The sequence below is a fragment of the Corynebacterium sp. KPL3927 genome (assembly GCF_040225835.1).
Lineage (GTDB): Bacteria > Actinomycetota > Actinomycetes > Mycobacteriales > Mycobacteriaceae > Corynebacterium.
Genome location: NZ_JBEHGD010000001.1, coordinates 301,788 through 313,403, shown reverse-complemented (window position 1 = coordinate 313,403; position 11,616 = coordinate 301,788). Strand labels below are relative to the sequence as shown.

Annotated in this window: 11 protein-coding genes; 9 read left to right on the top strand and 2 right to left on the bottom strand. The window is 60.3% G+C overall.

The genetic code is table 11. The features are described from left to right. The first annotated feature begins 571 nt into the window (after positions 1–571). The 3 genes from ABRP86_RS01580 to ABRP86_RS01570 are packed head-to-tail and all read left to right on the top strand — an operon-like array spanning position 572 to position 2,595. Positions 572–1,261: an alpha-ketoglutarate-dependent dioxygenase AlkB family protein gene (locus ABRP86_RS01580; protein WP_349862185.1), complete on the top strand. Its 690-nt coding sequence runs from the start codon at positions 572–574 to the stop codon at positions 1,259–1,261. Between the two features lie 39 nt (positions 1,262–1,300). Then, positions 1,301–1,840, top strand: a complete 540-nt coding sequence (locus ABRP86_RS01575) for an NADPH-dependent FMN reductase (protein WP_349862184.1) — start codon at positions 1,301–1,303, stop codon at positions 1,838–1,840. Positions 1,841–1,875: 35 nt separating this feature from the next. Next, positions 1,876–2,595 carry an SDR family oxidoreductase gene (locus tag ABRP86_RS01570; protein ID WP_023028081.1) on the top strand — a complete coding sequence of 240 codons (720 nt, stop codon included), beginning with the start codon at positions 1,876–1,878 and terminating at the stop codon, positions 2,593–2,595. Between the two features lie 68 nt (positions 2,596–2,663). Here the strand turns inward: ABRP86_RS01570 and ABRP86_RS01565 are convergent, their stop codons facing one another. Further along, the gene (locus tag ABRP86_RS01565; RefSeq protein WP_349862183.1) at positions 2,664–4,241 is read right to left on the bottom strand and encodes an aldehyde dehydrogenase family protein; all 1,578 of its coding nucleotides are present in this window, start codon (positions 4,239–4,241) and stop codon (positions 2,664–2,666) included. 45 nt (positions 4,242–4,286) lie between these two features. Continuing rightward, positions 4,287–6,527, bottom strand: coding sequence for a choline BCCT transporter BetT (betT, locus tag ABRP86_RS01560; RefSeq protein ID WP_349862182.1), 2,241 nt, complete (start codon positions 6,525–6,527; stop codon positions 4,287–4,289). 333 nt (positions 6,528–6,860) lie between these two features. On the opposite strand from betT, the gene betA reads away from it, so the two are divergent. The 6 genes from betA to ABRP86_RS01530 all read left to right on the top strand — a co-directional run bounded on the left by betA (position 6,861) and on the right by ABRP86_RS01530 (position 11,608). Then, on the top strand, positions 6,861–8,633 hold the full coding sequence (gene betA / locus ABRP86_RS01555; protein ID WP_349852990.1) for a choline dehydrogenase: 1,773 nt from the start codon (positions 6,861–6,863) through the stop codon (positions 8,631–8,633). Positions 8,634–8,662: 29 nt separating this feature from the next. After that, positions 8,663–9,346 carry a LysE family translocator gene (locus ABRP86_RS01550; protein ID WP_349862181.1) on the top strand — a complete coding sequence of 228 codons (684 nt, stop codon included), beginning with the start codon at positions 8,663–8,665 and terminating at the stop codon, positions 9,344–9,346. A gap of 106 nt (positions 9,347–9,452) precedes the next feature. Beyond that, positions 9,453–10,100, top strand: a complete 648-nt coding sequence (locus tag ABRP86_RS01545; RefSeq protein ID WP_005276251.1) for a LysE family translocator — start codon at positions 9,453–9,455, stop codon at positions 10,098–10,100. A 9-nt stretch (positions 10,101–10,109) separates the two neighbouring features. Beyond that, the gene (locus ABRP86_RS01540; protein WP_005276253.1) at positions 10,110–10,439 is read left to right on the top strand and encodes a YbjQ family protein; all 330 of its coding nucleotides are present in this window, start codon (positions 10,110–10,112) and stop codon (positions 10,437–10,439) included. A gap of 56 nt (positions 10,440–10,495) precedes the next feature. Next, positions 10,496–10,780 carry an RNA-binding S4 domain-containing protein gene (locus tag ABRP86_RS01535; protein WP_005276256.1) on the top strand — a complete coding sequence of 95 codons (285 nt, stop codon included), beginning with the start codon at positions 10,496–10,498 and terminating at the stop codon, positions 10,778–10,780. Then, positions 10,781–11,608, top strand: coding sequence for a VOC family protein (locus ABRP86_RS01530; protein WP_349862180.1), 828 nt, complete (start codon positions 10,781–10,783; stop codon positions 11,606–11,608). The last annotated feature ends 8 nt before the right edge of the window (positions 11,609–11,616 follow it).

Here is an 11,616-nt window from a genome sequence, read left to right as displayed (position 1 = left end):
AATGGCCGTGGCCTTTCCCGACCGCTTCGACAAATACCTATAAACCTAACCCCACACACAAACAACTTGACACGCTCCCCGGATCTACCAGCCTGACGAATCCAATGACAGAAGAACGAAACAGCTAAAGGCAGTTAGCTGCTTCGCCATACTCCTCGGCACACTTTTCATCTATATAACAGGGTCTTGGATAGGAATCATCGCAATCAACTCAGGAATAATAGATCTCATGTCCGGAGAAAATTCAATACTAAAAAAGCAGCCACAGAAGCAATAGAGCTGTCGGCTCTAATGCAAAATGCTGCCGGCCAATGAATGACCTCAAACAGGTGGGTACTTTCGTTCCTTTTCCGTTCGATAATGCTTCTACCGTTGTCTGATTTCTGGATTAGGCTATGTGGGACCTCGGACGAGGTAAAGGCTTGAGTTCTAGGATTGACAGTGCGAGCTTGCTCGATGCCCGACCTACCGTCCAGACCACCACCAAAGTAGAAACTCCTGCTTGGTATGCCATCGCTTCCCGCATTTGGTCGGCAGCGTGGCCTAACCGATTAGCGGTTAGGGTGGAGGAATGCTTTTTGATTCGCTGCCGCGGCCGAATGCGTACGTCGCGCCGGGCGTGGGGCACGTGCCGGGGTGGGTGGGCATCGGCAAGCAAAAGGCCCTTGTAGAAGAGACGCGGGAGATTGCTCGCGCGTATGCGCATACGCCGATGGCGATGGTGCAGCCGCGGCTGAAATCGGGCGGGCAGATGAGCGTATTTCAGCTGCATCTTGGCAGGTATTGGCATTATCCCAGCTACCGGTACGTGGACAATATGGAAGGCACGCGGGTGCCGCCGGTGCCGGATAGCCTGCGGGAATTGGCCCCGGCGGCGCTGCGGCAGGCGGCCCAGGTTGCCCCGGAGCTTGCACCATGGGTGGATAACTTCGTGCCGGAGATGGCGCTGGTGAATTATTATCCGCCTGGCTCGGCGATGGGCATGCACGTGGATGACTCCGAGGAATCGCCCGCACCCGTGATTTCGCTTTCGATTGGGGATGAGGCCCTCTTCCGCATAGGCCATACCGAAAATCGCACCAAACCCTGGGACGATGTGACCTTGTGCTCGGGTGATTTGGTGGTCTTTGGCGGCCCAAAGCGCTTTGCCTACCACGGGGTGGTGCGGGTAAATGATGGCACGCTGCCGGAGGGTTGCGGGCTGCAGGAAGGAAGAATCAATATCACCATCAGACAAGTTTCGGCGAGCGCGGTAGGCTAGGGCGGGTTACATAAAGGTTGAAGGAAAGAGGTTTTTCTTATGTCCCGAATTGGCATCATCATCGGCTCTACCCGCGATAAGGCGGCAGGCCAGGCAGTAGGCGAGTGGGTCAATGACCTCGCCCAAGGCCGCGAGAACGGCGTGGAGTACCAGCTGTTGGAGCTCAAGAAGTTCAATGTTCCCATCCTCACCAGCGAGGTTGTTCCGGGTGCGGCGAATAAGCAGTACGATGACGCCAACGTGCAGGAGTGGTCCAAGGCCGTCGATGCCTGCGATGGCTTTGTCTTCGTGACCCCGGAGTACAACCACTCCGTACCTGGTCCGTTCAAGAATGCCTACGATTCGCTCGGCGCGGAATGGGCGGGCAAGCCGGTGGCCTTCGTGGGCTATGGCTCCGTTGGCGGCGTGCGCGCGGTCGAGGCATGGCGCAATGTCGTGGCTAACTTCTCCATGCCACAGCTGCGCAACCAGCTGGACTTTAATATCTTCACCGATTGGAACGATGGCGAATTCCGTCCCAGCGATGACTCCCTTGAGCGCGCAAACTCCCTGCTTTCTGAGCTCGAGGACGCACTTTAAGTAAAAGCCCTGCACCGTGCCGCGCGCTGCGTAGCATGGGGTGCATGACTGAAAAGAAAGTAGCAGTAGTAACCGGCGCCTCCTCTGGCATTGGAGAGGCCACCGCGCGTTCTTTGGCCAAGGATGGCTGGCACGTCGTCGTGGGCGCGCGCCGGACAGACCGCCTGCAGCAGCTTGCCAATGAAATCGGTGGCGAGGCCTATGAGCTGGACGTTACGTCCGATGTCTCCGTCTCCAAGTTCGTCTCCCACCTCGAGCGCGTAGATCTTTTGGTCAATAACGCCGGCGGTGCCAAGGGCTTGGAGCCGCTTGTCGATACCTCTATCGAGGACTGGCAGTGGATGTACGAGACCAATGTGCTCGGCACCGTGCGCATGATTCAGGCGCTTATGCCCAAGCTAGAGCGGGTGCCGGATCTTTCCGGGCTGATTATTAATGTCGGTTCCATTGCCGGCTGGACGGTGTACGAAGGCGGTTCCGGCTATAACACCGCGAAGCACGGCGTGCGCGTGATTTCCCGCGCGCTGCGGCTAGAAAACCACGATGTGCGCGTTACCGAGATTGATCCTGGCCGCGTGGCCACGGACTTTTCCTTGGTGCGCTTCAAGGGCGATGAAAAGCGCGCGGCCAAGGTGTATGACGGCCAGCTCAACCTCGTGGCAGAGGATATCGCCGAGGCCATCCGCTGGGTCGCCGCCCAACCGGCCCACGTCAACGTGGATACGATGACCATTAAGCCGCGCACGCAAAGCTAAGGCCCCGCGGGCCTCTGCAAAGAGCAGCGGCGGGGCGGGGCCTTAGGCCTTATGGTCTTGCTTGCGCCTTATTGCAGGCCAAACTGATCCCATGTGGCAGGGGCCAGGTTCTGGTACACGTGCTTGTGCTCCTGATATTCGGCAAGGCCGGTCGGGCCTAGCTCGCGTCCATTGCCGGACTGCTTGTAGCCGCCCCATTCCGCCTGCGGCAGGTACGGGTGGAAATCATTGATCCAAATGGTGCCGTGGCGCAGGGCGCGGGCAACGCGCTCGGCGCGGCCGGCATCGGAGGTGTACACCGCGCCGGCCAGGCCATACTCGGTATCGTTTGCGATCTCGATGGCCTCCTCCTCAGTGGTGAAGGTCTCGATGGTCACGGTCGGACCGAAGGCCTCGTCGTGGACGCAGTCCATCTCGCGGGTAGCGCCATCGATAATCGTGGGCAGGTAGTACACGCCCTGGCCCAGATCCGTGGTGCCGGTGCCGTGCTGGCCGTTGGTGTCCTCGCTGGTGGCGGCGCGGCCGCCGGTGAGGATCTTGGCGCCTTGTTCGCGGGCCTTGTCCACGTAGGCTGCTACCTTCTCGCGGTGATCGGCCGAAATGAGCGGGCCGGTCTCGGCCTTCTCATCGGTGGGGCCACCGATCTTGATCTTCTCGGCGCGCTCGACCAGTGCGGCAACGAATTTATCGTGCAGGGACTCTTCCACTACGATGCGCGAGCCAGCGGAGCAGACCTGGCCGGAGTGGAAGAAGGCGCCGTTGAGCGCGTTATCCACGGCGACGTCGAAGTTGGCATCGGCGAAGATGACGTTCGGGTTCTTGCCGCCGAGCTCCAGCGCGGTGCGCTTGACGGTCTCTGCCGCGTTCTTTGCAATCAGCTTGCCGGTGATAAGGCCGCCGGTGAAGGAGACCATGTCCACGTCGGGGTGCTGGGAGAGCGGATTGCCGCAGTTGGCGCCGGCGCCGGTGATGAGGTTGCCCACGCCATCCGGCAGGCCGCATTCCTTCAGCGCCGCCATGAGCAGCATGGCGGTGTGCGGAGTCAGCTCCGCCTGCTTGAGCACGAAGGTATTGCCGGCAGCAAGGGCTGGGCCCACCTTCCAGGACACCTGCAGCAGCGGGTAGTTCCACGGGGTAATCAGGCCGCAGACGCCCACCGGCTCGGCGTCGATGCGCGAGCGCAGGTTGGGATCTTGCGGGTCGACCACGCGGCCGGCTTGGTGCTGGGCCAAGGTGCCGAAGTACTCGAAAGCATTGGCAATATCGTCCATATCGCCCAGGGATTCCTCGTAGCGCTTGCCGGTATCCGCGGATTCGGCTTGGGCAAAAAGTTCCTTGTGTTCCCGGATGAAATCCGCCAGGCGGATGACAATCTTGCCGCGCTCGGCGGACGGCGTTGCGGCCCACTCGCCCTTATCGAATGTTTCACGTGCAACCTGGATGGCACGCAGGGTATCTGCCTCGGATGCCTCGGAGACGACGCCGACGGTAGAGCCATCGGCAGGGCAGACAATGGTGCGGGTCTCGCCATCCTGGGCGGCCTCCCACTGGCCGTTGATGAAGAGCGACTTCGGGGCATCACCGGAGTGCACGCCCTGGAGCAATTCGGTGGTCGTGGGATCGAACAAGGTGTTCTGGGTGCTCAAAGTGCAAGCAACCTTTCTCTAATTGCGGCGGTATCGCCCGCCAGTTTAACTATCTTCGCGCCAGGTGCGTTCCGGCTCGGCGCCATCGGAGACATCGGAATCGCCCGGCTGGCTTTGCTGCATGTAGAGGAATGCCAGGTGGCGCTCGTACAGGTCCAGCACGTTATTGATGATCTGGTTTTCGGAGTAGCCGTAGACGTCATAGCCCAGCGAACCGGTCATGTCGTAGACTTCAAGGCGGTAGTACTCGCCGTCGCCCTCGCAGAAGTCCGGGCGCTCCGCGGAAACAGGGAAGAGCTGGTAGCGGAATTGGCGCTCGTTGTGCAGCCGGACTTCGAGATCGAGCTGGGGCAATTCGGCATCGGGAAGCTCACTGGTGAGCAAGATGGCGTCATAGCCGCGGGTGCGCATTTGCGTGGCCACCTGCTCGAGGGCGTAGGTGGCGGTTCCCCGCAGGTAGTCATCCATGTCCTGTTTGGTGGGGAAGGAATTGGCGCGGTCCAGGCGGTTCTTCCACAGGTTGGAATCGCTCGGCTCGCGCTCGGTGCGGCTGCTGATGGCGCCGTGCAACGCGGTTTTCCGGGCCTCACGCTGGAGGATTTCCAGGCGCAGCGACTTCCAGAGCGAGAACATGATGAGGTAGACCACGAACGCGAAGGGTAGGCCCATGACCACGGTTGCAGACTGCACGGTGGCAATGCCATCGAGCTGTAGCAACGCCAAGGTGAGCGCGCCGACGGTGATGGACCAGAAAATGCGCAGCCACCGGGCGCCATCTTGCCGGTTATCCGTGATGCGGGAAGTGAAGTTCGACATGACCAGCGCACCGGAGTCGGCCGAGGTGATATACAGCAGCAGGCCGATGAAGGTGGTCAGGAAGATGACGATGGCGGAGCCAGGGAATTCCTGGAGCATGTCGTAGAAACCCTGCTCCGGAACGTTGATGGCGTTTTCTGCAAATTCCGGATAGTCACCGGAGCGCACCATGTCCAGGGCGGTATTGCCAAAGAAGGACATCCACATCAAGATGAACAGGAAGGGGAAGGTCAGCGTGCCCAGGATGAACTGGCGCAGCGTGCGGCCGCGGGAAATGCGGGCCAGGAACAGGCCGACGAAGGTTGCCCAGGCAATCCACCAGGCCCAGAAGAAGAGGGTCCAGGACTGCATCCAGGTATCCACGCTGGCTTGGTCCTCAGCAAAGGCGAAGGTCTCTAGCGTCCAGGAGGGGAACTTGGAGACGTAATCACCGATATTGGTGACGATGGCATCAAAGAGGTAGGCGGTCTTGCCAAAGACCACGACGTAGACCATCAGCGCGATGGCCAGGTACACGTTGAGCTCAGAGAGGAAGCGAATGCCCTTATCCACGCCGGATACGGCCGATAGCGTCGCAATGACCACCGCGACGATGATGAGTGCGGATTGCAGCCCCAGGCCCTGCTCGATGCCAAAGATGAGGTGGAAGCCGTAGGACAGCTGCACCACGCCGATGCCCAGGGACGCGGTAACGCCAAAGACGGTTCCCAGCATGGCGGCAATGTCCACGGCCGAACCGATGGGCCCGTGCACGCGCTTGCCGATGAGCGGGTACAGCGCCGAGCGAATAGCCAGCGGCATATTCAGGCGGTAGGCGAAGTACCCAAAGGCCATGCCCATCAGCGCATAGAGCGCCCAGCCGGTAAGGCCGTAGTGGAACATGGCATAGACCACGGCTTCTTTGGCGGCCTCCATGGTTTCGCCATCGCCCACCGGCGGGTCCATGTACATCGTGACCGGCTCGGCCACGGCGAAGAACATGAGGTCCACGCCGATGCCGGCGGCAAAGAGCATGGATACCCACGAGAAGGTATTGAATTTGGGCCGGGAGTGGTCCGGGCCCATGCGGATGCTGCCGGTATTGGAAAAGGCGATGTAGAGGACGAAGACCACGGCGATGGTGGCGGTCAGGACGTAGAACCATCCCAGGTTCGTGCCGATCCATCCGGTGACGCTGGCGAGGGTATTCGCCGCGGATTCTTTGCCAAAGCCCGCATACAGGGCCATGGCGATAATCAGGACACCGGAAATGATAAAGACCGGCCAATTGGGCTTGGGCGCGGCCACCTCGTCTGCGCCGACATCGTCGCCGGTTTCGGCCTTGTAGCTGCCGACGATGGCGCGGACTTGGTTGCGCGGTTTATGGCCCTTGTCCCCAGTTGGGTGAGTCTCCCCAGTGGAGTGAGCGAGAGAGGTGTCGGAATCCCCTGTGTGGGACTCTTCATGGTCGTGCGGACCACGGTTTGCCATCTACTTCTCCTAGTCTTGATCGATTAAGTGCCGAATCTTTCGCAAGGCTGCCCCACAATTCCCCGAAAAGAGGGGTAAGAGATAGGTTGGTGGCATAAATCATATGCGAGCAATCTATGCGTAAAGACCCCGGATTTCATCTACTCAGATGCATACCCGAACACCGTAAATATACATTAATCTGGGAAAACGTCCACCAGGTGTGTATTCTGGGGTCGCTATTGTGCATAAATGAAAGCGGAAAAGCGCAGATTTTTTGTGCACCATACAATGGATCCGCCCGAAATACGGCGAGAACTAAGCGTGAGATGGCTCACAGAAGGAAGGGGATTTATGGGTATTGTGGACAAGTTGACTAAGAAGCGCTCGACAAAGAGGGCGACGGATGAGGTCAGCGATGTGGTCGTCGTCGGCGGTGGCTCTGCCGGCTCCGTCATCGCGGCCCGCCTGACCGAGGATAAAGACACCCGCGTGCTCGTTCTTGAGGCCGGACGCCCGGATTCCCTCTGGGACCTATTCATCCACATGCCTTCCGGTTTCTCTTTCCCCATCGGGGCAAAGAACTATGACTGGATGTATGAATCCGATCCGGAACCGGAGATGAATGGTCGCCGCATCTACCATGCGCGCGGCAAGGTGCTCGGCGGTTCCTCTTCCATCAACGGCATGATCTACCAGCGCGGCAACCCCATGGACTACGAAAAGTGGGGCCAGAACCCGGGCATGGATAACTGGGACTTTGCCCACTGCTTGCCGTATTTCAACCGCATGGAAACCACCGCTGCCGCAGACGACGATGATCCGCGCCGCGGCCACGATGGCCCGCTCTACCTGTCTCGCGGCCCTGCTACCTCGCAGCTTTTCCAGGCGCTATTCAAGTCGGTACAAGAGGCTGGCTATAACCTAACCAATGACGTCAACGGTTACCGCCAGGAAGGTTTTGCCCCCTTCGATCGCAATATCAAGCACGGCAAGCGTTGGTCCGCTGCCCGCGCTTACCTGTACCCCAACCAGGACCGCGACAACCTCGAGGTGCGTACCCGCGCATTTACCACCAAGATCCTCTTTGAAGGCACCAAGGCAGTGGGCGTGGAATACGAGTGGCAGGGCGGCACCCACCGCGTCTTCGCAGACAAGATCGTCTTGTCCGCCGGTGCCATCAATACCCCGCAGCTGCTAGAGGTCTCTGGCGTGGGCGACCGCGAGATTTTGGAAAAGCACGGCATCGACGTCGTCAAGCACCTGCCAGGCGTGGGCGAGAACCTGCAGGACCACCTCGAGGTCTACATCCAGTACGAGACCACCAAGTCCACCGCTTCCTCCCAGCCTTACCTGGATAAGTGGCGTTGGCCGTTTATGGGCCTGCAGTGGCTGCTGACGAAGAAGGGCCCAGTGGCTACCTCACACTTTGAGGGCGGCGGTTTCGTGCGCTCCAACGAGGATGAGGCCTACCCGAACTTGATGTTCCACTTCCTGCCCATGGCGGTGCGCTATGACGGCCAAAAGGCCGACGTTAAGCACGGCTTCCAGTGGCACGTTGGCCCGATGTTCTCCGATACCAAGGGCCACGTGCACATCAAGAGCTCCGATATCCGGCAAAAGCCTTCTATCCTCTTTAACTACCTGCGCACCGAGCAGGACCGCCGCGAATGGGTAGAAGCCGTCCGCGTCGCCCGCTCCTTGCTGGATACCAAGGCAATGGAGGAAGTTGGCGCCCGCGAGTTCAGCCCGGGCCCAGAGGTCCAAAGCGATGAGGAAATCTTGGAGTGGGTCCGCAATGACGGCGAGACCGCACTGCACCCATCCTGCACCGCCAAGATGGGCGATGAGTCCGATCCCATGGCCGTGGTGAACCCAGAGACCATGGGCGTATGGGGCATCGATGGCCTGTATATTGCCGATGCTTCCGTATTTCCCTCGGTTCCCAACGGCAATATCTACTCCCCGACTATGATGGTGGGCGAGAAGGCTGCGGACCTCATTGCCGGTCGCACGCCGCTCGAGCCTAACTACACTCCGTGGTACAAGGCTCACGAGGATATGCCGCTCTACGCCGAAGGCGAGGCAATCCGTGACCACAAGGAGGCGCCGAAGGGTGCTTACTAACGCCCGCTTAATTTAAGGAGCTTAAAGCCGTGACCATTTCCGCACTTCTTACCCTGATGGGGATTTGGCTCGCGGCTTTGGTGTCTCCGGGCCCGGATATCGTGCAGGTCATCCGCGTGGCCCCGCGTTCCACGCGCGCCGGACTAATGTGCGCGGTGGGGGTATTTAGCGGAACGGTCTTTTGGATTGTCGCCTCCCTGGCCGGTTTATCGGCGCTGATTACGGCGCGGCCGAGCGTGCTGAGCATCTTGCAATTGCTCGGTGGGCTTTTCTTGCTGTACATGGGCGTATCGTCCCTGCGCAGCGGGTTAGCCGCGCGGCGCGCGCCCGCCCACGAGGTGGACACGAAAGACTATGCGGACCAGGCACGGGCGGCTGGCGATGCCGATGCCGAAGACATGACCAACTGGCGGGCTTTCAAGCTGGGGCTGGTGACTAACCTGTCGAACCCTAAGGCATTGGTATTTTTCGGGGCGGTATTCGCCCAATTCATCCGTCCGGATATGTCTGTGGGGTGGACTATCGCGGTGGCGTTAATCCTCGCGGCCATGTCCTTCGTGTGGTTTTCCGCCTTTGCGCTGCTCGTGCGCGCGGCCGCGCGGTGGACGGCGCGGTATTCCGCCACCATCGATATGGTCTCAGGCCTCGTCTTTGGCCTGCTCGGTGTGGTGATGGCCGGGGAGGGCGCCACCGCGCTGCTGAAGTCACAGTAGTTACCTGTTTCGCTGCAGGTGAGACACTTCCTACAGTTGTATGCGTTAGTAAAAATGCATACGAATGTGGAGGTGTTAGGTGGCTATAGGTGCCCTTGTGACCCTGATGGGCGTATGGTTCGCGGCCATGGCTTCGCCGGGGCCGGATGTGGTGCAGATTATCCGCCTGGGTGCGCGGTCCACCCGCGCGGCGGTGTGGGTGGCCATTGGCAGCACGACGGGCCTTGCCCTGTGGACCATCGCTTCGCTCGCCGGGCTTTCGGCATTGATCTCTACGCATGAGGGCATTTTGGTGCTCCTGCAGGTCCTCGGCGGCAGCTATCTGCTGTGGATGGCCTATAGCGCGATTTCCTCCGGCCTGCGGGAACGGCGCGCACCCGCTACCGTCGTGGGCACGGAAAAGCAGGCACCGCAACCGCGCGGATTCACCCCAGACGGCATTATCAAGGCGAAGACGGCCTATCGCATGGGGTTGGTCTGCGATCTTTCCAACCCCAAGGTGGTCATCTTCTTCGGCGCTATCTTTGCCAATTTCATCGACCCAGGAATGGGCGTGGGCGGAAATGTCGTCGTCGCCGCGGTACTGGTGCTGGAAAGCTTGGTGCTCTTCGTCGGCGTCGGCTTGAGCACGCGCGCGGTATCGAAGTGGATGGCCAAGAACTCGGCGTGGGTGGACATCGTCAGTGGCATCGTCTTCCTGCTCCTCGGCGTGGTCATCCTCTTTGAAGGCATCCGCGGGCTCATTGCGATGTAGCCTGAAGTTATGATTTTTACTACCACAAATACCGTCGACGGTTATGAAATCACCAAATACCTGCGCATCATCGCTGGTGAGACCGTTACCGGCATCAATATGCTCAAAGACTTTGGGGCATCGATACGCAATATCACCGGTGGACGTGCCTCCGGCTATGAAAGCGAAGCCATCAAGGCCCGCGAGGCGGCGCTAGATGAATTGTGGCGCCGCGGCCAGGAATTGGGCGCTGATGGCGTGGTGGGCATCGCCTTCGACTATTCCCCAATGGGCACCAATAATGACATGCTGTTGGTCACCGCCACGGGCACGGCGGTCTCGCTGCGCGCGCGTGACTAAGCCCTTCCACCCCACCCATAGCCGCGCGGGAACGGGCTCTGGGTAAGCTGGGCGGCATGCTTGAGGTTGCAATTTCTGGCGAGTCCATCAAATTGGGTCAGTTTATTAAACTGGCCAGCTTGGTCGGCACCGGTGGTGAAGCCAAGGAACTTATCGCAGAAGGCGCGGTGACGGTCAACGGTGAGACCGAAACCCGCCGCGGCGCCACGCTGCAGATTGGCGATGAGGTGTGCATTGAAGGCACCTGCGCGCGCGTGGGCGAGCCCGACGATGATGATGACTATTTTGATGAAGCCACCGCAGACGATGACTTTGATCCGGAAAAGTGGAGGAATCTATAAATGCCCGCATTTGAAGCCGAAGTAGGCATGCCCTACTGGATCGATCTGACCACCTCGGATCCGCGCAAGTCCGCCCACTTTTATGAGCAGGTCTTGGGCTGGGAAATCTCGGCCGAGACCCAGGAGGACAACCCCTATCAGATGGCGCGCCTGCAGGGCCTGCCCATCGCCGGCCTCATCCCGCAGCCGGACGAGGCACCCATGCCGGATACGTGGGTGACCTACTTCCTCTCCAAGGACATCGACGGCGATTGCCAGCGCACGGAGAACCTGGGCGGGCGCATCCTCGCCGCGCCCCAGCCCGTGCAGCTGGGGCACATGGCCCTGCTTGCCGATGCCGCCGGTGGCATGTTCGGCCTCATCCAGCCCTCCGGCCCAGAGCACTTCGTTGCCGGTGGCGAACCCGGCACCCCGGTATGGCACGAACTGACCGCCACGACGCGATTCCGGCAGGCCATGGACTTTTATGGAGAGCTATTCAACTGGGAGATTCGTGCCATGGAGTCTGAGGACGAGAACTTCATTTACGCCACCGCGGAAGAAGACGGCGCCCCGTTCGCGGGCCTGTGGAATGCCGAAGGCCAGTTCCCACCCCAGGTGCCAAGCTTCTGGCAGACCTACCTAGGGGTGCGCGATATCGATGCAGCCGCCAAGAAAGCGGTAGAGCTTGGTGGTGAAATCATCCGCGAGCCGTGGGACTCCCCCTTCGGGCGCATGTGCCTGCTCGCGGATTCCACCGGCGCGACCGTCACCCTGACTGAGGTCGAAGACGCGCCCGAGGATGAGCCCAGCGAATCCGATGACGTGCTCAACCCCACCAGGGGCTAAGTGGCAGG

Bases quoted from the DNA above. Each gene is read 5' to 3' on its own strand.
- ABRP86_RS01580 (WP_349862185.1), top strand. From the start codon at position 572: ATGCTTTTTGATTCGCTGCCGCGGCCGAATGCGTACGTCGCGCCGGGC.
- ABRP86_RS01575 (WP_349862184.1), top strand. From the start codon at position 1,301: ATGTCCCGAATTGGCATCATCATCGGCTCTACCCGCGATAAGGCGGCA.
- ABRP86_RS01570 (WP_023028081.1), top strand. From the start codon at position 1,876: ATGGGGTGCATGACTGAAAAGAAAGTAGCAGTAGTAACCGGCGCCTCC.
- betT (WP_349862182.1), bottom strand. From the start codon at position 6,527: ATGGCAAACCGTGGTCCGCACGACCATGAAGAGTCCCACACAGGGGAT.
- betA (WP_349852990.1), top strand. From the start codon at position 6,861: ATGGGTATTGTGGACAAGTTGACTAAGAAGCGCTCGACAAAGAGGGCG.
- ABRP86_RS01545 (WP_005276251.1), top strand. From the start codon at position 9,453: ATGGGCGTATGGTTCGCGGCCATGGCTTCGCCGGGGCCGGATGTGGTG.
- ABRP86_RS01540 (WP_005276253.1), top strand. From the start codon at position 10,110: ATGATTTTTACTACCACAAATACCGTCGACGGTTATGAAATCACCAAA.
- ABRP86_RS01535 (WP_005276256.1), top strand. From the start codon at position 10,496: ATGCTTGAGGTTGCAATTTCTGGCGAGTCCATCAAATTGGGTCAGTTT.
- ABRP86_RS01530 (WP_349862180.1), top strand. From the start codon at position 10,781: ATGCCCGCATTTGAAGCCGAAGTAGGCATGCCCTACTGGATCGATCTG.